Here is a 22,766-nt window from a genome sequence, read left to right as displayed (position 1 = left end):
CGGCGGTTTCGCTAGAAGGCGGGCATGACCGACGCGACGACCGGAATGGCGACCCTGCACTACGGAGAAGGCGAATTCGCCGTGCTCAAGCCCGGCCGATTCGTCCTTTGCGCCGTTTCGGGCAAGACGATCCCGCTCGAAGCCTTGCGCTACTGGTCCCACAATCTGCAGGAAGCCTATGCCGGCCCGGCCGAGGCTTTCCAGCGTCTTGGCCAGCAACCCTGACGCGCTGACACCGGGCGCGTCGCCCGTCCCCGCAACTTTCGAGCGAGTCCGGTCGAACGGAGTCGCCTGAACGGCGGTCAGTCATGGACGGAACGGCAAAGCCCTCCTACTCTTCCCGAATCGCCATCTGTTCCGGCCGCCTGCCTCTCCATGTCATCGCTCCAAGCTATTCAGGTCCTGCTGGTTGACGACAACCAGCACATGCGGGCCATCACCTCGGCCGTTCTCGGGTCGGCCGGAATGCGCAAGGTCATAGAGGCGACAGACGGCTCTTCCGCGCTGGAGATGCTGCGCGAGCACGCCATCGATCTGGCGATCGTCGACTTCAACATGTTCCCGCTGGATGGGGTGGAGTTCACCCGTCTGGTCCGCAACAGCCCGGACAGCGCTAACCCCTATTTGCCGATCATCATGATGACCGGCCACTCGGAAAAGAGCCGCGTCTACGAGGCGCGCGACGCCGGCGTGACCGAGTTCGTGGTCAAGCCGATCACGGCCAAGGCGGTGCTCGACCGCATCCAGGCGGTCATCTGGCGACCGCGCCCGTTTGTCAAAACGGAGTCCTACTTCGGGCCTGACCGCCGCCGGCAGGCGAACCCGAACTACAAGGGGCCGATGCGGCGCTCTACCGATCAGTCTTCAGGGCCAGCAGGCGGCAGCGCGGCATAGACCTTGTCTGGCCACCGTTTGTGGACCCAGAACCAGTCGACGGGATGCTCGCGCACCCGATCCTCGACAAAGCTCGTCACCGCCTGAACCCCGCGTTTAATATCCGCCGCCCGATCGCCGGTCGGGACCAGCGAGATCGGCTCGTGGGCCGTCACGCGAAAGCGCACGCCCGGCAGACGCACCACCGACATGGGCTGCAGCACCGTGCCGAAGCGCAGGGCCAGGCGGCTGGGCCCCGGCGCGGCGTTGACCGGCTGACCGAAGAACTCGACCTCGGGGCCTTCGGAAAACTTCTGGTCATTCATCAGGGCGACCGACTCGCCGCGCGCCATTCCGGCCAGCAGTTCGCGCGCGCCATCCCCGCCTTTGGGCGCGAACAGCTTGACCCCGTACCGCGCCCGCGCGGCCCGGATCTGGGCGTCGACATAGGGGTTGTTCGCCGCGCGATAGGTGACTTGCACGGTGAGGCCGCTATCGACCAATACCGCCGCCATCGTTTCGATGTTGGCCATGTGGCCTGAGACGAACACCACCGGCGTGCCCGACGCCCGGATCGCTTCCAGCCGTTTAGCGCCGACGATGTCGATCCTTCCGGATGCGGGCGTGAGCCGGTCCATGATCGTCGTCTCGGCGAAGCTGCGGCCGGTCTGCTCCCACGCCGCCCGCGCCAGTCGTTCGCGCTCCGAGGATTCCATGTCCGGGAAGGCGATACGCAGATTGCGGATGACCGTCCGGTGAGTGCCGGTTCGCGGCCCCAGCGTCTTCAGCAGCCAGCCGCCGAGGTTGGACGCCCCCTCGACACTCAGCAGTCGAAGAAATTGGGTCAGGCCCGCGAAGGCGATCGCCTCAAGCCGCCAGCCGAGGTCCTGACCGAATGAGACCTTGCCTTCACCAGGCAATGGTCAGTCCGCCGTCGACCACAAGCGTCTGGCCAGTGACGTAAGCCGCGGCCGGACTGCACAGATAGACGGCCGTGCCCGCAATCTCGTCCGGCTGGCCGATGCGCTTCATCGGATTGGGCTCGACCGTCTTTTCGAGAATGGCCGGGTTCTCCCAGAGATATTTGGCGAAGTCGGTCTGGATCAGGCCTGGCGCGATGCAGTTCACCCGCACGTTTGACGGGCCGTACTCGACCGCCAGATTGCGGACCAGCTGCATGTCCGCCGCCTTGGAGACGTTGTAGGCGCCGATCAGGGCGTTGCCGCGCAGACCGCCGATCGACGAGATGACCAGGATCGCTCCATCCTTACGCTCCAGCATCTGCGGCGCGACCATCTGGATCAGCCAGTGATTGGCCAGCACATTGTTGTGGAAGATCTTCTCGAACTGCTCATCGGCGATGCCCGACATGGGCCCGGCGTAGGGGTTGGACGCCGCGTTGCAGACGAGGATGTCGATCCGGCCAAAGGCGGCGTTGGTCTCATCGACCAGTCGCTGCAGGTCGCTCTTGGATGAGATGCTCGCAGGAATGACGATGGCGCGACCTTCGCCGTGCTTCGCGTTGATCGCGTCGGCGACCTCCTGACAGGCGTCCGCCTTGCGGGACGAGACGACCACCCGGGCGCCATGCTCGGCCAGCCGCTCGGCGATGGCGCGACCGATGCCGCGGGACGAGCCGGTGATGACGGCGACCTTGCCGGTCAGGTCGAACAATTCCATGCGTTTCCCCGTCTCTTCTGTCGTTGTCTCTGGCGGTACAGCCTAGATAGCCCGATACTCGGCCGATTCCATCCGGGAAGGCCGAAACTCCGTCTTCATGCGCACGCTCACCCAGGGCTTCCTGTTCTTCGGCTACCTGTTCCTGGCGATGACCGTCGGGACCTTCATCTGGCGCGCCGGTCTGGGACTGGGCGCCGGAGCCGCGGGCGCGATCGGGGCGCTGGGTCTGCTGGCCGCTGTGCACACCTTCCTTTCCGCGCGCGCCGACAAGGCTGCGCTGCGAAAGGAGATCGCGCAGGTCCGCGAGGCGCACCGCCTCCTGGCCGATGCGATGGAGTCGACACAGGGCGCCTTGACCGAACTGGCCGAAGCCATTGAGGCCGGCGCCCTCAGCTCCACCGAAGCCCTGACCGGCGAGGTTCGCATGCTGGAGACGCTGGTCCAGCAGATGGGCGACTCCATCGAGCACCGGCTGTCGAAGCCTGACCCGGTAAACCCGTACGAAGCCCGGCATCTGGCGCAGTCGAACACCCTTCTGCAGACCATCCACGACGCCCTCGCCGAAAACCGCGTCGACCTCTACCTCCAGCCAGTGGTCAGCCTGCCGCAGCGGCGCACGGTGTTCTACGAAAGCTTCACCCGCCTGCGCGCCGCCGATGATCGCATCATGATGCCGGCCGAGTACCTGTCGGTCGCCGAGGACGAGGGTCTGGTCGCCTCCATCGACAACCTGCTGCTCTTCCGTTGCGCCCAGATCGTGCGGCGGCTGGCGCGACAGGATCGCAAGGTCGGGGTGTTCTGCAACATCGCCCTGTCGTCCCTGGCCGACGAGACCTTCTTCCGCCAGTTCCTCGATTTCCTCAGCGAGAACCGCGACTTGAACCAGGCGCTGATCTTCGAGCTTGGTCAGGCGGCGTTCGACGCACGCGGCGCGGTCGAGGCGCGGAACATGGCCAAGCTGGCGGACCTCGGCTTCCGCTTCTCGATCGACAAAACCCAGACGTTGGACCTCGATTTCGCCGACCTGCAGCGGTCGGACGTCAAATTCCTCAAGGTGTCGGCCGACCTGCTGATCGAACAGCTTCTCGACCTCGATGGCGGCCCGAGTGTGCCGTCGCTGCGCGATATCCATCCGTCGGACTTCGCCGCTCTGACCCGCCGCTACGGCATCGAGGTCATCGCCGAAAAGGTCGAGGCCGAGCGTCAGATCGTCGATGTTCTCGAACTCGACATCGGTCTGGGACAGGGACACCTGTTCGGCGAGCCCCGGGCCATCAAGGAAGACGTGCTGGCCGAGACCGATCCGCCCGCCAACTTCCTGCGCTCCAGCCTGCGCACCGCCGAGCGTCGCCGGTTCGGCTGAACTTGACGGTCCACGGACGGACTTAAGCTCTACCGTCGTCGAACAGCGCCAAAACAATCACTGAACCGTCAGCGTTCCGCCAACGTCCGCGCTGGCCGACCTCGGTTATCGCTTCCCCACATTCGATGCAGGGGGATCGCACATGACCGAGCAGATGCCGACCGGCCGTCACAGCGACGGCGATTTCGACCTCAACACCTCCAACAATCCGACCTTCGGCAGCATCGTGGATGCCCGCCAGTCGCGACGGGCGATGCTGGGCGGCATGATCGCCGTGGCCGGCCTGTTCGGTCTGTCGGCCTGTAGCGATGACGAGGCGCCGGCGTCGACCATCGAAGCCGGGCAGGCTGGCGCCAGCGCCACTGGCAAACTGGTCACCCTGTCGGGAACCAGCTCGAACTCGATCCGCACCTTCTGGACGCAGGTTTCAGGGCCAACCGCGGTGCTGAGCAGCACCGAAGGCGCCTCGGTGACCTTCATCGCGCCCGCCGTCACCGCCGCTACGCCTCTGGTGTTCCGCTTCCACGCTGCCAACAGCGAAGGCCAGATCATCACCGCGGATACGACGGTCACCGTAAGCCCGGCGACGCTCGACTTCACCGCCGTGCCGAAGAACCTGAACGACATCGTGACCGTGCCCGCGGGCTATACCGTCAGCGTCCTGTATCGCCTCGGCGACCCGATCACGGCCGGAACGCCCGCGTTCCTGAACAACGGCACGGACGCCAACTACGCCGCCCGTGCCGGCGACCACCACGACGGCATGGCCTATTTCGGTCTGGCGGCGACCGGCTCGGTCCGCGAGGACGGCAACTCGACCCGCGGTCTGCTGGTGATGAATCACGAGAATATCTCGGACCAGTATCTGCACGTCGCCGGCCCGACGAACACCGCCGGCGTCCGCCCTGAAGCCGAGGCGCTGAAGGAGATCGAGTGTCACGGCGTCAGCGTCATCGAGGTTTCGCGCGAAACCGCCGGCTGGAGCTACAATCAGGCATCGACCTTCAATCGCCGCATCACGCCAAACACGCCGATGGCGATCAACGGCCCCGCTCGTGGCGACGCCCAACTGCGCACCGTCTATTCGCCCACCGGCGTCGCCGGGCGCGGCACGATCAACAACTGCGCAAATGGCTATGCGCCCTGGGGCAGCTATCTGACCTGCGAGGAAAATTGGGCGGGCTACTTCCGCCGGCCGACAAGCGACAACGCCAACCGAACCCTCAAACAGGCGACGGCGCTCGCCCGCTACGGCGTGACGAGCACGACCGGCGCCAGCTCCTGGTCCACGGTCGTTCCGTCGACCGCCGGCGACACCCGCTTCGCCAAGTGGAACGCCACCGCACAGGCTGGCCTGGCCGCCGACGGGACCGGCGACTTCCGCAACGAGCCGAACCAGTACGGCTGGATCGTCGAGATCGACCCCTATGACCCCGCCTCCACGCCGCGCAAGCGGACGGCGCTGGGCCGGATGGGTCACGAAGGCGCCTGGCCCTCAAACTTCGTCGCCGGTCAGCGTCCCGCCTTCTACATGGGCGACGACAGCCGCAACGAGTATTTCTACAAGTTCGTCTCGGCCACGCCGTGGGACGCGGCGGACGCCCAGCGCAGCGATCGCCTCGCCATGGGCGACAAGTATCTGGACAACGGCACGCTCTACGTCGCGCGCTTCGATGCGACCGGGCAGGGCGTGTGGCTTCCGCTGGTCTTCGGGCAGGGCAACATCACCGCGGCCAACCCGACCTACGCCTTCGCCAATCAGGCGGACGTGCTGATCAACACCCGTCTGGCCGCCGACGCGGCGGGCGGGACCAAGATGGATCGTCCCGAGTGGGCGGCCGTGAACCCGGCGAATGGCGAGGTCTATCTGACCCTGACCAACACCAACGCCGCCTCGCGCCCGCTGGCCCAGACCGACGCGGCCAACCCGCGTCACTACAACGACCCCAAGGGCGCCTCGGCCCAGTACGGAAACCCGAACGGCCATATCATCCGTCTGCGCGAGACGGGTGACCGGGCCGACGCCACGACCTTTACGTGGGACATTTACGCCTTCGGCGCGGGGTCCGACCTGAACGCCGCCAATATCAACCTGTCAGGCCTCGACCCTACGAATGACTTCTCCAGCCCGGACGGCCTCTGGTTCTCGCGCGCTTCGAACCCGGGCGGACAGCTGTCGCCGCTGCTCTGGATTCAGACCGACGACGGCGCCTTCACGGATCAGACCAACTGCATGATGCTGGCCGCCCTGCCGGGCCGTGTCGGCGACGGCGGCGCCCGCACCCTCACCAACACCGACTCGACCGGCGCCACCCGCAGTCAGGCCACTATCGTGGGCCGGACGCCGGGCCTTTCCCTGAAGCGGTTCCTTGTCGGTCCGAAGGAATGCGAGATCACCGGCATCGAATCGACGCCGGACGGCCGCACCCTCTTCGTCAACATCCAGCATCCAGGTGAAGGCGGCAGCCCTGCGAGCCCGACCTCGATCTGGCCCGCCAGCCAATCGGGCGCGACCACGCCGTCGCGGCCGCGTTCGGCCACGATCGTGATCACCAAGAACGACGGCGGACTGGTCGGTCTCTGAGAGACAGCGGAGCGGCCCGGCCCGCCGGGCCGCTTTTCCTACCAACGTCGATCGTCGCGCCAGTACACCCGCTCACGGCCGTACCGATAATCGCGGTTGTAGCCGCCGAAGCCGTAGCCGCAGGGATCGTCCTCGGCGGACAGCTGGTTGCCCAGCAGGGCGCCGGCCGCCGCGCCGATCGCGGCCCCGCGTTCGCGATCTCCCGGGCCGGCGACCGCTGCGCCGATCACCCCGCCGAGAAATGCGCCAGAGGCCGTCGCCCGGTCGCGGTTGCGCTGATAGTCGCGCTCGCAGGCCGACGCATAGCCGTCAGTCGTCGCACAGGCGGTCAGAGTCACACCGGCGGCCGCCAGCGCGGTCATAGCCATCAGTCGTCGCATTACAGTTCTCCCACAGGGCCCCGCTGTCGAACTCCGTGCCCGGCCTTCCCGTTCCGAAGCCCAGACGCTATCTCCGGCGCATGAGCCTTCCCCATGCCCTGACCGGCCTCTCCGAGATCGCCGGCGACTACGACATCCTGCTGTGCGACATCTGGGGCGTGATCCATAACGGTCGGGAAAGCTGGCCCGAGGCCTGCGACGCCCTGACCCGGTTCAACCGGGCGGGCGGACATGTGGTCCTCATCTCCAACTCGCCCCGGCCCACGCCCGGCGTGGTGACGCAGCTGGACGCTCTGAAGGTCCCGCGCGAGAGCTGGAAGGCGGTGGTCACCTCTGGCGACGCCACACGGGCGGAACTGGCGAAGCGGGCGCCGGGACCAGCGTGGATCATCGGCCCCGATCGGGACTGGCCGCTCTATGAAGGACTGGGTCTCGAGACGGTCGACAGCGCATCCGACGCCGCCTTCATCTCGGTCACCGGGCCCGTCGATGACGAGGTGGAGACGCCCGAAGACTATCGCGATCGTCTGGCTGAGGGCGCGGCGCGGGATCTTGAACTGATCTGCGCCAACCCCGACCGTGTGGTCCAGCGCGGAGACAAGCTGATCTATTGCGGGGGTTCGCTGGCCGACCTGTACGAGAGCCTTGGCGGTCGCGTGACCATGGCGGGAAAGCCGTTTGGTCCGATCTATGAACTGGCTCTGTCCGAGGCTGAGACCTTGCTGGGGCGGCCTGCGGACCGGTCCCGCGTGCTCTGCATCGGAGACGGAGTCGTGACTGACGTGCTGGGCGCCAACCGCCAAGCGCTGGACTGTCTGTTCATCGCGCAGGGCATCCACGGCGACGCCGCGCGAGGCGCCGACGGACGGCTCGACCCGGCGAAGGCCGCCGATCTGCTCAAGGCCGAGACCACCTACGCCCGATACGCCGCACTCGATCTGGCGTGGTGAGGATGGTCATTCTGTCGCACCGGCGCTAACACCGGTCCATGGTTGATTTGGTCGGACAGCACCCCTCGGGCGGATATATTCTCGAGGAACTTCACGTCGGCATGGCGGCCGAAAAGGTCATCGTCGCCACGGAGGCGCGTATCCGGCTGTTCGCCGAGGCGTCCGACGACTTCAATCCTGTGCACCTGGACGAAGCGTTCGCGTCGAAGACCGCCTATCGCGGAAGGATTGCGCACGGCCTGCTGAGTGCGTCGTTCGGATCGGCCGTGGTCGGGACCATCCTGCCGGGCGCGGGCTCGATCTATGTGTCCCAGACCCTGCAGTTCCACCTGCCGGTCCGCATCGACGACGTCGTCACGATCCGGATCACCGTCGTTTCGGTCGAGCCCGAGAGCGCGCGGGTCGAGCTTAACTGCGAAGGCTTCGTCGACGGCAAGCTGATCATGGACGGCATCGCCACCGTCCGCGTGCCCCGTCGCCGCAAGCCGTCCAGCCGTTGATCGACGTCGTCACAGACTGGCGCGCCCTGCCTGACGGGCTGAAGGGCGCTGCCGTCGCTATCGGCGCCTTCGACGGGGTTCACCGGGGGCATCAGGCCGTGATCGGCGAGGCGAGGGCGGCGGCCGACCGGCTGGGCGCGCCGCTGGGCGTGGTCAGCTTCGATCCGCATCCCCGCCGCTGGTTCCAGCCCGACGCGGCGCCCTTTCGGCTGATGACGCCGGCCCAGATGGCGCGCGCCGTGCAGCCGCTGGGCGTGGACCGTCTCTATCTGCTGCCTTTTGACGCCGAGATGGCGGCGATGTCCGACGATGATTTCGCCCGACAGGTGCTGGCTGACGGTCTGGGCGTGCGTCACGCGGCCGTCGGCTTCGACTTCACCTACGGCAAGGGCCGCACCGGTTCGCCCGAGGGACTACGCCGGCAGGGAGAAGGAATGGGTTTCACCGTCTCGCGGGTCGATCGGGTGGACGACCCCGATGGTCTGAAGCTGTCGTCATCGGCCGTGCGCGAGGCGCTGAAGGCCGGCGACATGGCGCGCGGGGCGGCGATTCTTGGCCGTCCCTTCGCGATCGAGGGCGAGGTCGTTCACGGTGACAAGCGCGGTCGCACCATTGGCGTGCCGACGGCCAATGTGCCCATGGGCGACTACATGCGGCCCGCCTACGGGGTCTATGCCACCCGCACCCGCCTGCCGGACGGCCGTCTGATCGACGGCGTCGCCAATCTCGGCGTGCGACCGATGTACGAGCTGGACGCCCCGCTGCTCGAGGTCTGGCTGTTCGATTTCGAGGAGGAGCTCTACGGCCAGACGATCGAGACGCAGCTCATCGACTTCCTGCGGGGCGAGATGAAATTCGATGATCTGGATGCGCTGAAGGTGCAGATCGAGGCCGACGCCGCGGCCGCGCGTTCGGCCTTGGCCTAGGCCCAGGCGAATAGCAGCCGCCCTTCGCCCATCCGGTCGCGCAGGCGCGGCAGATCGGCGTGGCCAACCGAGAAGCAGCCATAGGACCGTCCCAGCTTGCCTTCGCGGGCGAGGAAGGCCGGGTCAGCGTAGTCGGCGCCGTGGATGATGATGGCGCGCTCGCGGGCCCGGTCGTTGGAATACTCCAGCCCGTCCAGCAGCACGTTCGGTCCCTGCTGGGCCCCCCAGCTGGCTCCGGCGGTCGCGAAGGCGCCAACCGAGGACATGTGGCTGTCGGGCGTGTTGCCGAACAGGGTCGGATAGCCGGTGTGCGTCGGATCGGAGCCGCGGCCGTGGCTGGTCCGCATCAGGGTGATCTGGCCGCCTTCGAGGTCGACCTCGTACAGCCGCTCTTCACCCGAGAATTTGGTGAAGTCGACCAGATACATGCGGTCGCGCTTGCTCACGCGATCCTTGTGGATGTCCAGCGCCGCCGTGGCGCGCTGCATCAACTCCTTGCGGACCTGACCACGGGGGTCGAGCAGGCGGGTCGAGTTCAGCTCGGCGGTGATCGCTTCGGGCGACTGGGCAGTCGTGGGGTCGAGGGCGGCGGTGTGAATGGCCGGAGTCGGCGGCGCCGGGATCGGCGAGACTAGGTTCGCAGCCATCTCGGGCTTCGCAGCGGTCGCGCAGCCCGACAGAAGGGCCGCGCCGCCAAGGATGAATCCACGTCTTGCTAGTCGCATGCGACGCCCTTCGCATGTTCACGAGAAGGGACGGTTTGTTCCAAAATGTTTCGCAGAAGACAACCTGAGCCTTGGTCTTCGACCGGGGTTGGCTAAGGTGCGGGACGATTTCGGGAGGGGTTTCGTGAAGAGCTTTGCAGGAATTCTGGCAGTTTTGGCCGCGCTGACGTCTGCGCCCGCCTTGGCGCAAAGCCCCTCGTCCGGGGGCCAAGCGAGTTCGGACCAGACCACGTTCGTTCAAGTGGGGCAGCTTCTGGCCGAGCCCGAACGGGGAATTGTGCAGCGCGATAAAACTCTCGTGATCAGAGGGAACCAGGTCGTCGAAATCCGCGAGGGCTTCGTCGGAGAGGGGCGGATCGTCGACCTGCGCGACTCATTCGTGCTGCCCGGCCTGATCGACAGCCACGTTCATCTGACCAGTCAGCAGAACCCGAACGGCCGGCTGGAAGAGGTCACGCAGTCCAACGCCGAACAGGCCTTTGTCGGGGCCCGCTACGCCCGTCGTACGCTGATGGCCGGCTTCACCACGGTGGCGGATCTGGGCGGATCGAACGAGTCGGTCTTCGCCCTGCGTGACGCCATCCGTCGCGGCGACGTACCCGGTCCTCGGGTGATCGCCTCAGGCTCGGCGGTGTCGGTCCACGGCGGTCATGGCGACATAAACGGTTACCGCGAGGACGTGATGCACATCCTGTCGCCCGAGAGCGTCTGCTCGGGCGTCGACGACTGCATGCGCGCCGTCCGCACCCAGGTTCGCGCCGGAGCCGACATCATCAAGATCACGGCCACGGGGGGCGTGCTGTCCAATACGGCCGCGGGTCTCGCCCAGCAGTTCTCCGACGAGGAGTTGGGCTCCATCGTCGCGGCCGGCCACCGCATGGGCCGTCAGGTCACCGCGCATGCCCACGGGGCGGACGGCATCAACAGTTTCCTGCGCGCGGGCGGCGACTCCATCGAGCACGGCACCTTCCTCGACGACGAGTCGATCCGGCTGATGCGGCGCGAGGGCGTGTGGCTGGTGCCGACCCTGCTGGCAGGCGATTTCGTTGCCCGCATCGCTTCCAGCCCCGACAACTTCTTCACCCCGGCCCAGTCCGCCAAGGCGCTGGAGGTCGGGCCCCGGATGGTCGACATGGCGCGTCGGGCACATGAAGGCGGCGTCCGGATTGCGTTCGGCACGGACACGGGCGTCTCGGCGCACGGAGACAATGCGCAGGAGTTCGCCCTGCTGGTGCGCGCCGGCCTGAGCCCGCTGGAGGCGATTCAGGCCGCAACAGCAGGGGCCGCGCAGCATCTCAGGATCACAGGCGAAGCAGGCCGGATCGCGACGGGCATGCCAGCCGATCTGATCGCGGTCAGCGGCGATCCGTTGAGCGATGTGACGGAGCTGGAGCGGGTGCGCTTCGTGATGAAGGCAGGCGTGATCTACCGTGAGGACTGATGCAGCAGGCGGGCGAACCCCGCCTCATCCTCGAAGGTCGCCTTCACCGGCCATGACGTAACCCGCTCGCGCCACTGCGGCGGCAGGCGGGACCAGTCTTTCTCGGTGGTGATCAGTCGGGCCCCGAACTGGTCGGCGCGTTCCGCGAGCCAGCTCAGGTCCTCGTCCCGGAAGGCGGCGTGGTCGGGGAAGGGGGCGAAGTCGGCCAGACTAGCGCCGGCGGCCTTCAGGGACCGTTCCACCTTCCACGGCTTGGCGATGCCCGCGAAGCCGACGAGCGGGCCGGTCGGCGGCGGATTTGCGGGCTCCAGACGGGCGATGAAGACGGGCAGGGCGCCAAAGGTCTCCACCAGCTCCGGGTCAACCTCCGCGAGATCCGCCGGCATCAAAATCACGACCGCATCGGCCCGTGCGAGCCCGGCCTTCAGCGGCTCGCGCATCGGGCCCGACGGAAAGACCGAGCCGTCACCGAACGGCCACTCGTCGTCCCGTGTTTCTCCGTCCACGACGATCAGGCTGAGCGTCTTCTTCAGCTTCGGGTTCTGGTGCCCGTCATCCAGCACCACCGCCTGCGCCCCATCGTCGGCCGCCGCCCTGGCCCCCGCGACCCGGTCCCGCGAAATCCACGCCGGGCTGTCGATCGCCAGCATCAACGGCTCGTCGCCAACATCCGCGGCGGTATGGACGGCCAGATCGACCCGCGTCGGCCCGTCCAGCTTGCCGCCATAGCCTCGCGACAGCGCGTGCGCCTCCACCCCGGCCGCCCGCATCAGCCGCAACACCTCACGCGCCACCGGCGTCTTGCCGGACCCGCCGACCGTCAGATTTCCCACCGAGATCACCGGTACGCCCGGATCGATCGGCGCCGTCGAGGCGATCCTCCGCGCCGTCACGCCCGCCCAGACCCAGGACAACGGCTTCAGCAGCATCCGCGTCATCGCCGCATGCCTGCGGTCGCGCAGGTACCACCACTTCGGCGTCGACAGGCTCATCGGCGCGGCCTCGGCGGCAGCAGCGGCTCGATCGCGTCCATCAGCCGCTCCAGCCCCGACCCGGCCTCGGCGGCGGCGCGGCGACCGCGCTCGCCCATGGCCTTGGCCGCGTCCTCGTCGGCCAGCAGGGGCGTGATCACCTCGGGTAGATCATAGGGCCCGCGCACGACGGTCAGCCCGCCCGCCCGAACCAGCGCCTCGGTCACCGCCGCCCAGTTGGTCATGTCGGGCCCCGTGATCGCCGGCTTGCCCAGCCGCGCCGGCTCCAGCGGATTGTGCCCGCCCACCGGCGGTTTGTTCAGCGCCTGCGAGAACGACCCGCCCATCACCACCACGTCCGCCAGCCGCAGGAACAACCCCATCTCGCCCAAGGTGTCGGCGATATAGAGATCGGTTTCGGCGTTCAGCTGCTGCCCCTGCGACCGCATGGCGAAGCGATAGCCCTCGCCGGCCAGTTCCGCGGCGATCCCCGCACTGCGCTCCGGATGGCGCGGGACGAGGATCAGGCACAGCCGCTCGGCCAGATGATCGAGCGCCCGGACAAGGGCGATCTCCTCGCCGTCATGGGTGCTGGCCGCGACGATCACCGGCCGGTCGCCGATGGCCGCGCTCAGTCGCGTGAAGGCCGCTCCGTCATGCGGCGGCGCATCGCCCGCCAGCTTCAGGTTCACCTGGCCATCGATACGCGCGCCGAGGCTCTCCAGCCGCATGGCCGAGCCTTCGTCCTGCGGCAGGACCAGATCGAACGCCGAAAGCACCCGCCGCACCGCGCCGGGGAAGCGGCGCCACCCGGCGACCGTCTTGTCCGTGATCCGCGCACTGGCCAGCACCAGCTTCACGCCACGCCGATGAGCCTCAAGGATCAGGTTAGGCCACAGCTCGCTCTCGACGAAGATCGCCATTGTCGGCCGCCAGTGATCGAGAAAGGCGCGAACCGTCTCGGGCCCGTCCACCGGCGCATACTGGTGGATCACGCCTGCCGGCAGCCTCCGCGCCAGCAGGCTGGCCGAGGTCACCGTGCCGGACGTGACGAGGATCGCCACATCCGGCCGCCGCGCCCTCAACTGCTCGATCACAGGCAGTAGCGACAGCGTCTCACCCACGCTGACCCCGTGCAGCCAGACCAGCTCGGCCGCCGGCCGCGCGACCGAGGCGACGCCCAGGCGTTCGTCCACGCGGACCGGGTCCTCCTTGCCCTTGCGCGCACGGGCGTCCAGCAGGCGTGGAGCCAGCGGCTCCAGCATCCGGGTCAGCAGGCGGTAAAGGATCAGGGCCGGGCTCATCTAGATGCGTTCCAGCCCGCTCAGCGCGTCGGCCCGCGCCTCTACCGCATTCAGCCGTTCGGTCCAGTCTGCGGCGACCTCGGCCAGTTCCGCATCCGGCGGATAGTCAGCCACGTCCCACACGATCGCGCCCTTGCCGAATGGCAGGGGCAGCACGGCCCGGTCCCAGCTGCCCAACCGGATCGCCGGATTGCAGGACATGCCGATGAACAGCGTCGGCGCCTTCGAGAGCTTGGCGAGCAGGGGCAGGCCCTCGGCCATTTCCCGTACTGGACCGCGCGGACCGTCCGGCGTGATCGCCAGCGCCCCCACCTTGAGCTGTTTCAGTCCATCCCGCAGCGCCTGCGTCCCGCCCTTGGCGCGGTCGGCCTTGTCCTTGTTGGAAGAGGAGCCGCGGATGGCGGGGAAACCCTGCCGCGCCACCGCCTTGGCGATGAACTGGCCGTCCGGGCTGAGTGAGATCAGCGCCTTGGCCGACTGCGCCCGATCCAGCGGCCAGCAGGCCGGCGACAGACCGATGCGCGAATGCCAGAAGGCGCACAGGACCCCGCCGCCCCGTTTCCACACCGCCTCGGCCACGGCCTCGTTCTCGTAGGTCCAGCGGATGGTCGCGAAACAGAACCGCATCCACGCCGCCAGCAGCCAGGCGAGGATCGCCTGAACGACCGGATTTCGTAGCGGCCTCACGAGACGGCGGCCACGACGTCGCCGTCCAGCGACTGTTGCCTGGCCAGTCGGGCATACAGACCGCCCTTCTTCACCAGCGCCGCGTGGGAGCCCTGCTCCACGATGCGACCGGCCTCGACGACATAGATGCGGTCAGCGTTTCGCACGGTCGACAGGCGGTGGGCGATCATCAGCGTCGCGCGGCCGGCCATCAGCCGTTCCAGGGCCGTCTGCACCAGCGCCTCGCTCTCGGTGTCGAGGGCGGAAGTCGCCTCGTCCAGCAGCAGGATCGGCGCATCCTTCAGGAAGGCCCGGGCGATGGCGATGCGCTGGCGCTGACCGCCGGACAGCCGCAGGCCGGCCTCGCCGGCGCGGGTGGCGTAGCCGTCGGGCAGGGCGGCGATGAAGTCGTGGGCTGCCGCGGACTTCGCGGCTTCGACGATGTCCTCGGCGGTCGCGCCGGGCCGGCCGTAGGCGATGTTGGCGGCGATGGTGTCGTCGAACAGGAAGGGCTCCTGCGTCACCAGTGCGATGCCCGCGCGCAGGTCATTCAGCTTCAGGTCGCGCACGTCGCGCCCGTTCAGAGTCACTGCGCCCGATGTGACGTCGTAAAAGCGCGGGAGCAGACTCAGGATCGTCGACTTGCCGCCGCCCGAGGGTCCGACGAGGGCGACGGTCTCGCCCGGCTTCACCGTCAGGGACACGTCCGACAGGGTCGGCGCTCCCCCCGCCGACGCAGGCGCATAGGCGAAGCTGACGCCCTCCAGCGCGACGGTCACGGGGCCGGGGGATAGCGGCGCGGCGTCGGCGGCCTCGCGGATTTCGGGCTGGATATCGAGGGCGTTGAACAGGCGGCGCGCCGCGGTGAAGCCCTCGGTCATCACGGTCTGCAGATTGGTCACCTGCCGCAGCGACTGGCCCGCCGCCATCAGCAGGCCGATGAAGGCCGCGAAGGCGCCCACGCTCATATCGCCCTGCTGCGCCCGCCAGCCGGCGTAGCCCATCACGGCCGCGACGATGATCATCGCCACCAGATTGGAGAAGGGCCCGGCGAAGGCGCGGCTGTCGGCGCTCTTGATCACATGACGCTGCCGGCGGGACACGACCTCGCCCACGCGGGCCTCTTCGGCCGCCTCGCGGTTCTCGATCTTGATCAGGCGGACGCCGTCGAGATTTTCCATCAGGGCGGTGGAGAGGTTTTCGGTCTCCTTCATCGCGCCGGTGGTGGCCTTGCGCGTCCGCTTGGAGAACCGGCGCAGCACCAGTGTCACCAGCGGCACGCCCAGCAGCACGATCAGCGTCAGCCGCCAGTCGATGAAGGCCATGGCCACGATCACTGCGAACAGGGTGATGCTGTGCTGGGTGTAGTTGACCACCCCGTTGGTGAAAGCCTCGCGCACCAGATTGGCGTCGAACAGCACGCTGGAGACGAACGAGCCCGAGTGCTGGCTGCGCAGACGCGCGAGATCGGCCCGGATCATCGCCCCGAACAGCCGCACCTGAATGTCGCCGACGATGCCGTGGCCCAGCCGGTTCACCAGCGCGGCCTGCCCCAGCGAGGCCAGCGTCCAGACGATGGCCACGCCGATGATGGCCAGCGGGATGGCGGTCAGCGCCTGGCCGGGCGCGATGTCGATGAAGCCCCACAGCTTCATGGGCGCGTCCTGCTGCAGGAAGAGCCCGTTGATCGCGGGCTCCAGCAGCTTAAGCGTCAGGGCTGAAAGTCCGCCCGCCAGAGCCGCGCACAGCATCGACAGGAATAGGGCCGACCGGTGATGCGAGAGATAGTCGCGCCAGATCCGCGCCAGCAGCGGGCGCAGAGGCTCCTTCTCGTCATGCGCGGCGGGCGTAGTCATCCGTCCGAGGTCGGACGGCGCGGGTCTCAAGTCAAGCCGGGATGACAGGCTCCGCTATTCCTTGAGGGCTTCGCCGGTGTCCGCATCGGTGATCAGGGTCGTTCCCGCGGCGCCGTCGATCTTGCGGGCCGGAGCGACGGTCGGGTTCGAAGGGTACCGGGCGCCGTCGAAAGCCAGCAACGCCTCGTGCGGTTCGGCCCCGCCGCCGCTTACGCCGACGGCGATATCGGGCCGTCCATTGGTCCGGGTTTCCAGAACCCTGATCGGCGCCTGTACGACCGTGACTTCGCCGAGCACGGCGAACGGATCGCCCTGCCGGCCGAGAATCAGAAGGTTGCAACCGCCGCTTCCGCAATATTCCGGACCGATCAGATAGACGAGCGTGAGTTGGTCGTCGCCTTCGCCGGTGGTTTTGGCGACGTAACGAAGCGGAGCCATTGCGTCAGCTGTGCGGGCCTCAAGGAAGGGTCTGAGTGCGGGATCCTCCACAGCTGCCGACGCCGCGGGCGCCTGTGCTGGCGTCGCCGCACCCGGTGCAGGGACAACCGCCTTCTTAGACGGCTCCGACGCTGGCTGACACGCGGTGATCGCGATCAGGCCCGCGGCGGCTAAAGGGATCAGGCTGGGTTTCATCGTCTGTTCTCCTTGTCGGTCAGAAGTATAGGTCATGGGGCGCAAATCCGCATCTGATGACGCAGCCGCCTCCAGACGCTATCTCCCCCTTATGTCCCGCTACGATCTTTCCACCCCCGGCGGCCGGTTCAAGACGCGGTGGGACTATGTCTGGAAGGATCACGCCTTTCTGCGCCGGTGGTTCATGAACGCCCACTGGCTTGGCCCGGACCTCGTCCGCACCAACCAGCCCTCGCCAAGACAGCTGGCGTTCTGGAAGTCGCAGGGGATCAGGACGGTCATCAACCTGCGTGGTGCTCGGGACGAGGCCTATTATGCGCTGGAGAAGGACGCCTGCGCGCGCCTGGGCCTGACGCTGATCGACGCGCCGCTCGACAGCCGCGATCCGCCCCAGCGGGACCGAATTCACCGGGCGCGGGAGCTGTTCCGCACGATCGAATATCCGGTGCTGATCCACTGCAAGTCCGGGGCGGACCGGGCAGGGATGATGGCGGTGCTGTATCGCCACTTCCATCTGGGCGAGCCGATCTCTCAGGCGATGAGTCAGCTGTCGAAGAAATACCTGCACCACCGCGAAGGTCTGACCGGCGTGCTGGACTACACCCTCGAGAAATACGTCGACGAAATCGAGCCGACCGGCGTCAGCTTCATCGACTGGATCGACAGCGACGCCTATGATCCCAAGGCGATCCGGGCGGAGTTCAAGGCCGGATGGTGGGGCACGATCCTGACCGACAGGCTGTTGCGGCGGGAGTAGGCCTCAGCCCCACGGGCCGCTTTTGTCGCCGGGCGTCGGCGCGCCCTGTTCGGCGGCGATCTCGGCGTCACGCCGGGCTTTGCGGTCAGCTTCCCAGCCCCGAAAGAAGCGGGCCCAGTTCCGCTCGCCGCGCCAGGCCATCACCCAGATGACCAGCGCGGTCAGCAGGGTGATCAGCCCAAATATCTCCTCGGGGGCGAGGGTGCGTCCGAACAGGGTCAAGGGGTGGTCAATCCTTGTTTGGCAGATCCGTCCGGGCGGGCTGGCCGGGCGTTACCGGGTCGTTCCAGCCGGTGTCGCCGTCTTGCGGCAGAACGCGCTCGGCCGGCGCTGCGGTCTTCTTGCGCGTGGCGAAATAGACGACCACCGCGGCGACGATCAACAGACCCAGAACGATAAGGGCGGTGGACATGGCGTTTCTCCGTCAGCGTTGCCGTTACCGACAAAGCGCGTCAGAGGCCGCGAGGGTTCCGGTCAGGCGTGTCCGTCGCCGTCCGGATCGATCAGCCGGTGCGCATGCAGGATGAAATACCGCATGTGGGCGTTGTCGACGGTCGCCTGCGCGCGGGCCTTCCAGGCCTTGCGGGCCTCGTCATAGTTCGGGAAGGCGCCGACGAACTCGACCTGCGACAGGTCGCGGAACTCCGCGCCGCCCAGCTGGCGCAGTTCGCCGCCGATCACGAGGTGGAGCAGTTGGGGAGAGTCGGTCATGGGCGCGGTCCGGGGCTGACAGGCGCGAGGGGAATAGACGCCGTGCGCCGCGCAATCAACGGGTGAAGCGCCGGCGCGGCGCAGATCAGGCTGGTTTGCCGCGGGTCCGGCTGGTTGAAAAGCCATGGCCGACCGTGATGATCGCTGACTCTGGCGCCCGCTTCAGTGGCGATCAGGGCGCCCGCACAGACGTCCCAGTCCCACTTGGGAGTCAGGGCGATGGCCGCGTCGAACGCCCCCGCGGCCACCAGCGCCATCCGGTACGCGATGGCGTTCCGCTTCTCGAACCGCATGGGGGGCCACGGTTCTGGCCACAGCGGCCCTTCCATCAGCCGCGCATCGGCCAGCACCGAGGCGTCGTCCAGATCGTCGGTGTCGGAGGCGGAGATCGGCTTGCCGTTCAGCGTCGCTCCGCCGCCCGATACCGCCTCGAAGGTCTCGTTCAGCGCAGGCGCATGGATGACGGCCGCGACCGGCCGCCCGTCCTCGACAACGGCGACGGGGATGCACCACCACGGCTTGCCCTTCATATAGGCCGCCGTGCCGTCGATCGGGTCGACCACGAACAGGCGACGCCTCGACAGGCGGTCGGGCGTATCGGCCGTCTCCTCCGACAGCCAGCCGTAGTCCGGCCGCGCGGAGAGCAGCGTGGCCTTGAGCATCGCGTCGACCGCCAGATCGGCGTTGGTGACGGGCGAGCCGCCCGGCTTGGCATGGATGTTCAGGCCCAGCTCGCGCTCCGCCAGCGCCAGTTCACCCGCCAGGAGGGCCGCCTCGCGGATCAGCTTCAGGTCGGCGGCGAGATCGATCATTTGCCCGCGATGGCGACGGCGTCGAACAGCAGCGACGGACTGTTGAATCCGCCCCTAAACTCAAGATCCGAACCGCGCTGCAGGCGGGCGTACAGGTCGATCAGCTTCCCGGCCACGGTGACCTCGCTGACCGGGTAGGCGATCTGACCGTCCTCGAACCAGAAGCCCGACACCCCCGCAGACCAGTCGCCGGTATTGGCGTTCAGCGACGGGCCGAACATCGAGGTGATCAGCAGGCCGGCCCCCGCGTCGGCCATCAGCCCGGCGAGATCGCGCTCACCCGGCTCGAGATGCAGGTTGTGGGTCGAGACTCCCGGCGGTCCCGCCAGCCCGCGCGAGGCATGGCCGGTCGACTCCAGCCCCAGCTGGGCCGCGGCGGCGCTGTTCAGCAGCCAGGTCGTCAGCACCCCGTCCTCGACCAACGCCCGTTTCGACACCTCGACACCCTCGTCGTCGAAGGGGGTGGAGCCCAAGCCGCGCTTGCGGAAGGGATCGTCGATCAGATCGACTCCCTCGGGCAAGACCCGCTGACCCAGCTTGTCTTTCAGGAACGAGACCCCTCGCGCGATCGACGGCCCGCCGATGGCGCCGACCAGCGGCGACAGCACCTGCGTCGCGACCCTGTTCTCGAAGATCACAGGGGCGGTGGTCGAGGCGATCTTGCGCGGTCCGGTGCGGGCGACGGCGCGTCGGCCGGCCTCGGCGCCGATGGAACGTGCGTCCGGCAGGTCGGACAGGTGGCGGGTCGAGCGGTGCTCGCCGCCCCGCTCCATCGCCCCGTCCTTCTGGGCGATCACGCCGACGCCCAGAGAGAAGATCGACCCGTGATAGGCGCCCTCGAACCCGTGCGAGGTCACCAGCCGCCAGTGGCCTGTCGAGGTCGAGGCGTGCCCGCCCTCCGACCGAACCACGCCGGGCACGGCGAGCGCGACCTCTTCCGCTTCGGCGGCGACGGTCTGCAGTTCGTCGGCGGAGCGCTCCGAGGCGTCGAACAGGTCGAGCTCGGCATGCGGGCCGCGCGCCAGCCGTTCCTCCGGCGCCAGACCGGCGTAGGGATCCTCCGGCGCCAGCCGCGCCATGGCGACGGCGCGTTCGACCAGTCGCGCACGGGTGGCGTCCGACAGATCAGACGCCGACACCGTCGCCTGCCGCCGGCCAACGAAGACGCGCAGGCCCAGATCGCGGCTCTCCTCGCGCTCGACATCCTCCAGCGCGCCGGTCCGCACCCCGACGGACAGGGCCGCGCGCTCTGCGGAGACCGCCTCGGCCGCGTCGGCGCCGGCCCTCAGCGCGGCGGCGACCAGATCGGACAGGATTTCGGAAGGGGAGGCGGCGTCGCGGGGCGAAGTCATGCCCCGATATGGCGGAGCGGCTCGCGACCCGCAACCGGCCTCAGACGGCGAAGACCGCCATCAGAAGCAGCACCGACGCCGCGATCAAAGGCAGCCACGTCAGCATCATGCCCACGATCCGCGCCCAGTTGGGGGCTTTCATCGTCAGGCCCAGCGGATGCACCAGCCGTCCGACGAAGAAGGTGACGCCGATGGCGTGCACCTCGGTCGCCGTAGACCCCAGCGCCGCCAGCAGGATCAGGGCGCCGATCGCAAGCGGCGTATACTCCGCCGCATTGCCGAAACTGCGCGTCAGCACGGTCATCGGCTCCAGCCCGCCATCGCCGAGCGACACTCGATGGGTCCGCCGGGCGAGCATCACCCGGACAGACAGGATCACCATCAGAAGTATCAGAAGGGCCGTCCACAGACCCGCCGCCTGGTACGCGCTCATCACCCCTCCCGCCCGATCGGATAAAGCCGATAGCGGTCATCATAGAACGGCGTCCGCTCGTAGAACCACTGCAATCGCGCGTCGCCACTGGCCGCGAACTCGGGTTCCGCCGCCAGTTTCGCCTCGAACTCGGCCTTCAGCGCCGGATCGGCCGCCAGCATGCGCTCGGCCAGAGGGGCGATGGCATAGCCCTCGATGTATTCCACCCGGCTCAGCACCTCCGGGAACAGGCCCCAGGCGAAAAAGCTCTCGCTCGACTGCGGCTCCAGCAGCAGGACGACGATGTCGCCCAGCGGCTGGTCGGTCGGCACCCGCACCGATCCCGCCGGGAAGGTCCAGTCGCGCGTCTCCGGCGTCACCTGCGTGACCGAAATCTGGACGTGGCCCTCGTTGGCGCGCGTCGCCAGCTTTGGATCGTCGAGCTTCAACATCTCCACGTTGACGACACGCGGTTCCGCCAGCGTCTGCATCGCCACGCCGTGCGCCCGGAGCCGCTCGATGATGTCCGTCCGGTACGACGGCACCCAGTAGGCCTCGGGCCGCTTCAGCGTCAGGGTCGAGTGCGAGCCGTAGAACGGCAGACGCCACAGCTCCGGATCGGCCTCGCCCGACCAGCGGATTTCGCGCCGCCCGGACGCGGGACTGTCGTACGTCTCGTACCGGATGCCCTTGAATTCTCTCGTCGAGGACGGCTCCGGGTCCTGTGCGAAGTTGGCGAGGATTTCCGCGGGCCTCAGCGCGCTGTCCGAAGCCGTCGCCGCACGCAGGTCGGCCCCCTTTTCGGCCAGCAGGCGCAGGCTCTCCTCGAGGAAAACGTAGGTCCCCAGCACCCGCTGCTCATGCGGCTTCAGGCTGTGGTTCTCGATCAGGATCGTCGGCACATGCGCCGCCGCGCCCCAGCCGTTCGAGAACCGCTCGCCCAGCCCGCCGTCGTTCAGACCGGCGCGCGGATTTTCGTCGTCCTGCCCGAACACCAGCTCACCCGGGATGTGGCCCTGACCCTCCAGCGCCGCGTTCATCGCCGGCTTCAGCACGCTGTCCAGCCAGGCCGAGGCGGCAGGCGAGCGCGAGAAGGCGCCGTTCTCGCCATTGAAGCCGTAAGTGACGTCGTATTGGTAATCCATGCCGTCGGTGACGTGGATATCGATGTACAGGTCCGGCCGGTACTTCAGGATCAGCCCGCGCACCGCCCGCATCTCGGGCTGGTCCAGCTTCAGGTAGTCGCGGTTCAGGTTCTGGTTGGTCGCCGTGTTGCGCCAGCCCTGAATGCGCGGACCACGCTGATTGGGTCGCGAGTAGGCTGAAGCCCGTTCGTGGCCATCCACCGACAGGATCGGGATCAGGATCAGGTTCACCCGGTCCAGCAAGGCGTCCTTGCCGTAGAAGGCGATGTCGCGCAGCAGCATCATGCCCGCGTCCTTGCCGTCGATCTCGCCCGGGTGGATGCCCGCCTGCGCCAGCAGCACCGGCTTGGATGGATCGAAGGTCGCGCCGTCTTTCGACGCGATCACCGCATAGATCGGTCGGCCCTCGGGAGATGTCCCGAACTGCTCGATGCGGATCAGGTCCGAGGCGGCGTCCAGCCGGTCGAACCATGCGCGGGTGTCGACGTAGTTCGGGCTGAAATCATGGGCGGCGTCAGCCTCGAAGGCCGTCACCCATGGGTCCGAGGCTCCGCGCAGCAAGGCCATGCTGGCCCCGTCCCACGGCGGTGCGGGCGGCAGGAAGGGCTGGTCCCACGGGGCGGCGTTGGGAACGGACTGGGACATGACAGGACTCGACGACAGGACCGCGGCCAACGCGGCGAGGATGAGGGCGGAGCGCATGGCGCCGTTCATCCGCCCTCCGA

The 22,766-nt window shown here is 67.9% G+C and carries 25 protein-coding genes; 9 read left to right on the top strand and 16 right to left on the bottom strand.

The window, feature by feature from the left end; all coding sequences use genetic code 11:
- The first annotated feature begins 24 nt into the window (after window positions 1-24).
- A complete protein-coding gene (locus ACIQC9_RS09065) occupies window positions 25-225 on the top strand; it encodes a DUF2093 domain-containing protein (protein ID WP_400614682.1) in 201 nt (66 codons plus the stop codon).
- A 150-nt stretch (window positions 226-375) separates the two neighbouring features.
- Window positions 376-894, top strand: coding sequence for a response regulator (locus tag ACIQC9_RS09060; RefSeq protein ID WP_400614680.1), 519 nt, complete (start codon window positions 376-378; stop codon window positions 892-894).
- Here the strand turns inward: ACIQC9_RS09060 and ACIQC9_RS09055 are convergent.
- A complete protein-coding gene (locus tag ACIQC9_RS09055; RefSeq protein ID WP_400614678.1) occupies window positions 858-1,793 on the bottom strand; it encodes a lysophospholipid acyltransferase family protein in 936 nt (311 codons plus the stop codon). The two genes, ACIQC9_RS09060 and ACIQC9_RS09055, sit on opposite strands and share 37 nt — an antisense overlap.
- Window positions 1,783-2,553 carry an SDR family NAD(P)-dependent oxidoreductase gene (locus ACIQC9_RS09050; RefSeq protein ID WP_400614675.1) on the bottom strand — a complete coding sequence of 257 codons (771 nt, stop codon included), beginning with the start codon at window positions 2,551-2,553 and terminating at the stop codon, window positions 1,783-1,785. Before ACIQC9_RS09050 ends, ACIQC9_RS09055 begins: the two co-directional genes overlap by 11 nt.
- Window positions 2,554-2,650: 97 nt before the next feature.
- Here ACIQC9_RS09050 and ACIQC9_RS09045 point away from each other — a divergent pair, with 97 nt between their 5' ends.
- Together ACIQC9_RS09045 and ACIQC9_RS09040 are read left to right on the top strand one after the other, a co-directional pair.
- Complete coding sequence (locus tag ACIQC9_RS09045; protein WP_400614672.1) at window positions 2,651-3,916, top strand: EAL domain-containing protein; 1,266 nt, start codon at window positions 2,651-2,653, stop codon at window positions 3,914-3,916.
- Between the two features lie 142 nt (window positions 3,917-4,058).
- Window positions 4,059-6,500 carry an alkaline phosphatase PhoX gene (locus ACIQC9_RS09040; RefSeq protein WP_400614669.1) on the top strand — a complete coding sequence of 814 codons (2,442 nt, stop codon included), beginning with the start codon at window positions 4,059-4,061 and terminating at the stop codon, window positions 6,498-6,500.
- Between the two features lie 38 nt (window positions 6,501-6,538).
- On the opposite strand, the gene ACIQC9_RS09035 is transcribed toward ACIQC9_RS09040, so the two are convergent.
- Window positions 6,539-6,868: a glycine zipper 2TM domain-containing protein gene (locus ACIQC9_RS09035; RefSeq protein ID WP_400614667.1), complete on the bottom strand. Its 330-nt coding sequence runs from the start codon at window positions 6,866-6,868 to the stop codon at window positions 6,539-6,541.
- Window positions 6,869-6,960: 92 nt separating this feature from the next.
- Between ACIQC9_RS09035 and ACIQC9_RS09030 the strand changes: the two genes are divergently transcribed.
- Genes ACIQC9_RS09030 through ACIQC9_RS09020 form a run of 3 tightly spaced genes read left to right on the top strand, consistent with a single transcriptional unit; the run spans window position 6,961 to window position 9,256 of the window.
- Entirely contained in the window at window positions 6,961-7,830 is an 870-nt protein-coding gene (locus ACIQC9_RS09030; RefSeq protein ID WP_400614665.1) for a TIGR01459 family HAD-type hydrolase, read from the top strand.
- 38 nt (window positions 7,831-7,868) lie between these two features.
- Window positions 7,869-8,330: a MaoC family dehydratase gene (locus ACIQC9_RS09025; RefSeq protein WP_400614663.1), complete on the top strand. Its 462-nt coding sequence runs from the start codon at window positions 7,869-7,871 to the stop codon at window positions 8,328-8,330.
- Window positions 8,330-9,256, top strand: a complete 927-nt coding sequence (locus ACIQC9_RS09020) for a bifunctional riboflavin kinase/FAD synthetase (protein ID WP_400615446.1) — start codon at window positions 8,330-8,332, stop codon at window positions 9,254-9,256. Before ACIQC9_RS09025 ends, ACIQC9_RS09020 begins: the two co-directional genes overlap by 1 nt.
- On the opposite strand, the gene ACIQC9_RS09015 is transcribed toward ACIQC9_RS09020, so the two are convergent.
- Complete coding sequence (locus ACIQC9_RS09015) at window positions 9,253-9,903, bottom strand: murein L,D-transpeptidase catalytic domain-containing protein (protein ID WP_400614661.1); 651 nt, start codon at window positions 9,901-9,903, stop codon at window positions 9,253-9,255. The two genes, ACIQC9_RS09020 and ACIQC9_RS09015, sit on opposite strands and share 4 nt — an antisense overlap.
- A gap of 232 nt (window positions 9,904-10,135) precedes the next feature.
- On the opposite strand from ACIQC9_RS09015, the gene ACIQC9_RS09010 reads away from it, so the two are divergent.
- Window positions 10,136-11,422 (top strand): amidohydrolase family protein, encoded by a 1,287-nt coding sequence (locus ACIQC9_RS09010; protein WP_400614658.1) that lies wholly within the window; start codon window positions 10,136-10,138, stop codon window positions 11,420-11,422.
- Here ACIQC9_RS09010 and lpxK read toward each other — a convergent pair.
- From lpxK to ACIQC9_RS08985, 5 genes are read right to left on the bottom strand one after another with little or no spacing between them, the layout of a single operon-like run.
- Window positions 11,407-12,414, bottom strand: coding sequence for a tetraacyldisaccharide 4'-kinase (gene lpxK, locus ACIQC9_RS09005; protein ID WP_400614656.1), 1,008 nt, complete (start codon window positions 12,412-12,414; stop codon window positions 11,407-11,409). The genes ACIQC9_RS09010 and lpxK overlap by 16 nt on opposite strands.
- Entirely contained in the window at window positions 12,411-13,697 is a 1,287-nt protein-coding gene (locus ACIQC9_RS09000) for a 3-deoxy-D-manno-octulosonic acid transferase (RefSeq protein WP_400614654.1), read from the bottom strand. Before ACIQC9_RS09000 ends, lpxK begins: the two co-directional genes overlap by 4 nt.
- Complete coding sequence (locus ACIQC9_RS08995; protein ID WP_400614652.1) at window positions 13,698-14,384, bottom strand: lysophospholipid acyltransferase family protein; 687 nt, start codon at window positions 14,382-14,384, stop codon at window positions 13,698-13,700.
- A complete protein-coding gene (locus ACIQC9_RS08990; protein ID WP_400614649.1) occupies window positions 14,381-16,219 on the bottom strand; it encodes an ABC transporter ATP-binding protein in 1,839 nt (612 codons plus the stop codon). Before ACIQC9_RS08990 ends, ACIQC9_RS08995 begins: the two co-directional genes overlap by 4 nt.
- A gap of 54 nt (window positions 16,220-16,273) precedes the next feature.
- Window positions 16,274-16,657 carry a hypothetical protein gene (locus ACIQC9_RS08985; RefSeq protein ID WP_400614647.1) on the bottom strand — a complete coding sequence of 128 codons (384 nt, stop codon included), beginning with the start codon at window positions 16,655-16,657 and terminating at the stop codon, window positions 16,274-16,276.
- 286 nt (window positions 16,658-16,943) lie between these two features.
- Between ACIQC9_RS08985 and ACIQC9_RS08980 the strand changes: the two genes are divergently transcribed.
- Window positions 16,944-17,609, top strand: a complete 666-nt coding sequence (locus ACIQC9_RS08980; RefSeq protein WP_400614644.1) for a tyrosine-protein phosphatase — start codon at window positions 16,944-16,946, stop codon at window positions 17,607-17,609.
- Between the two features lie 3 nt (window positions 17,610-17,612).
- Here the strand turns inward: ACIQC9_RS08980 and ACIQC9_RS08975 are convergent, their stop codons facing one another.
- The 7 genes from ACIQC9_RS08975 to ACIQC9_RS08945 all read right to left on the bottom strand — a co-directional run bounded on the left by ACIQC9_RS08975 (window position 17,613) and on the right by ACIQC9_RS08945 (window position 22,743).
- On the bottom strand, window positions 17,613-17,831 hold the full coding sequence (locus ACIQC9_RS08975) for a hypothetical protein (protein ID WP_400614643.1): 219 nt from the start codon (window positions 17,829-17,831) through the stop codon (window positions 17,613-17,615).
- A 7-nt stretch (window positions 17,832-17,838) separates the two neighbouring features.
- Entirely contained in the window at window positions 17,839-18,021 is a 183-nt protein-coding gene (locus ACIQC9_RS08970) for a hypothetical protein (RefSeq protein WP_400614641.1), read from the bottom strand.
- A 62-nt stretch (window positions 18,022-18,083) separates the two neighbouring features.
- Entirely contained in the window at window positions 18,084-18,320 is a 237-nt protein-coding gene (locus ACIQC9_RS08965; RefSeq protein ID WP_400614638.1) for a DUF4170 domain-containing protein, read from the bottom strand.
- Entirely contained in the window at window positions 18,317-19,132 is an 816-nt protein-coding gene (locus tag ACIQC9_RS08960) for a 3'(2'),5'-bisphosphate nucleotidase CysQ (protein WP_400614635.1), read from the bottom strand. The genes ACIQC9_RS08965 and ACIQC9_RS08960 overlap by 4 nt, the downstream gene beginning before the upstream one ends.
- Window positions 19,129-20,484, bottom strand: coding sequence for a TldD/PmbA family protein (locus ACIQC9_RS08955; RefSeq protein WP_400614633.1), 1,356 nt, complete (start codon window positions 20,482-20,484; stop codon window positions 19,129-19,131). Before ACIQC9_RS08955 ends, ACIQC9_RS08960 begins: the two co-directional genes overlap by 4 nt.
- A 40-nt stretch (window positions 20,485-20,524) precedes the next feature.
- The gene (locus ACIQC9_RS08950) at window positions 20,525-20,917 is read right to left on the bottom strand and encodes an MAPEG family protein (protein WP_400614630.1); all 393 of its coding nucleotides are present in this window, start codon (window positions 20,915-20,917) and stop codon (window positions 20,525-20,527) included.
- Window positions 20,917-22,743, bottom strand: coding sequence for a M14 family metallopeptidase (locus tag ACIQC9_RS08945; RefSeq protein WP_400614628.1), 1,827 nt, complete (start codon window positions 22,741-22,743; stop codon window positions 20,917-20,919). The genes ACIQC9_RS08950 and ACIQC9_RS08945 overlap by 1 nt, the downstream gene beginning before the upstream one ends.
- Window positions 22,744-22,766: the final 23 nt, after the last annotated feature.

The sequence above is a fragment of the Brevundimonas sp. NPDC092305 genome (genome assembly GCF_044755415.1).
Classification (GTDB): Bacteria; Pseudomonadota; Alphaproteobacteria; order Caulobacterales; family Caulobacteraceae; genus Brevundimonas.
Note: the sequence above shows the minus strand (reverse complement) of the source record. Positions and strands in the feature narration are given on the sequence as shown.

Excerpts from the sequence above, each read along its gene's own strand:
- ACIQC9_RS09060 (WP_400614680.1), top strand. The coding sequence starts at position 376 with ATGTCATCGCTCCAAGCTATTCAGGTCCTGCTGGTTGACGACAACCAG.
- ACIQC9_RS08960 (WP_400614635.1), bottom strand. The coding sequence starts at position 19,132 with ATGATCGATCTCGCCGCCGACCTGAAGCTGATCCGCGAGGCGGCCCTC.
- ACIQC9_RS09025 (WP_400614663.1), top strand. The coding sequence starts at position 7,869 with ATGGTTGATTTGGTCGGACAGCACCCCTCGGGCGGATATATTCTCGAG.
- ACIQC9_RS09045 (WP_400614672.1), top strand. The coding sequence starts at position 2,651 with ATGCGCACGCTCACCCAGGGCTTCCTGTTCTTCGGCTACCTGTTCCTG.
- ACIQC9_RS09035 (WP_400614667.1), bottom strand. The coding sequence starts at position 6,868 with ATGGCTATGACCGCGCTGGCGGCCGCCGGTGTGACTCTGACCGCCTGT.
- lpxK (WP_400614656.1), bottom strand. The coding sequence starts at position 12,414 with ATGAGCCTGTCGACGCCGAAGTGGTGGTACCTGCGCGACCGCAGGCAT.
- ACIQC9_RS09065 (WP_400614682.1), top strand. The coding sequence starts at position 25 with ATGACCGACGCGACGACCGGAATGGCGACCCTGCACTACGGAGAAGGC.
- ACIQC9_RS09030 (WP_400614665.1), top strand. The coding sequence starts at position 6,961 with ATGAGCCTTCCCCATGCCCTGACCGGCCTCTCCGAGATCGCCGGCGAC.
- ACIQC9_RS08965 (WP_400614638.1), bottom strand. The coding sequence starts at position 18,320 with ATGACCGACTCTCCCCAACTGCTCCACCTCGTGATCGGCGGCGAACTG.
- ACIQC9_RS09040 (WP_400614669.1), top strand. The coding sequence starts at position 4,059 with ATGACCGAGCAGATGCCGACCGGCCGTCACAGCGACGGCGATTTCGAC.
- ACIQC9_RS09015 (WP_400614661.1), bottom strand. The coding sequence starts at position 9,903 with ATGGCTGCGAACCTAGTCTCGCCGATCCCGGCGCCGCCGACTCCGGCC.
- ACIQC9_RS08970 (WP_400614641.1), bottom strand. The coding sequence starts at position 18,021 with ATGTCCACCGCCCTTATCGTTCTGGGTCTGTTGATCGTCGCCGCGGTG.
- ACIQC9_RS08985 (WP_400614647.1), bottom strand. The coding sequence starts at position 16,657 with ATGGCTCCGCTTCGTTACGTCGCCAAAACCACCGGCGAAGGCGACGAC.
- ACIQC9_RS08950 (WP_400614630.1), bottom strand. The coding sequence starts at position 20,917 with ATGAGCGCGTACCAGGCGGCGGGTCTGTGGACGGCCCTTCTGATACTT.
- ACIQC9_RS08955 (WP_400614633.1), bottom strand. The coding sequence starts at position 20,484 with ATGACTTCGCCCCGCGACGCCGCCTCCCCTTCCGAAATCCTGTCCGAT.
- ACIQC9_RS09000 (WP_400614654.1), bottom strand. The coding sequence starts at position 13,697 with ATGAGCCCGGCCCTGATCCTTTACCGCCTGCTGACCCGGATGCTGGAG.
- ACIQC9_RS08990 (WP_400614649.1), bottom strand. The coding sequence starts at position 16,219 with ATGACTACGCCCGCCGCGCATGACGAGAAGGAGCCTCTGCGCCCGCTG.
- ACIQC9_RS08980 (WP_400614644.1), top strand. The coding sequence starts at position 16,944 with ATGTCCCGCTACGATCTTTCCACCCCCGGCGGCCGGTTCAAGACGCGG.
- ACIQC9_RS09050 (WP_400614675.1), bottom strand. The coding sequence starts at position 2,553 with ATGGAATTGTTCGACCTGACCGGCAAGGTCGCCGTCATCACCGGCTCG.
- ACIQC9_RS08945 (WP_400614628.1), bottom strand. The coding sequence starts at position 22,743 with ATGCGCTCCGCCCTCATCCTCGCCGCGTTGGCCGCGGTCCTGTCGTCG.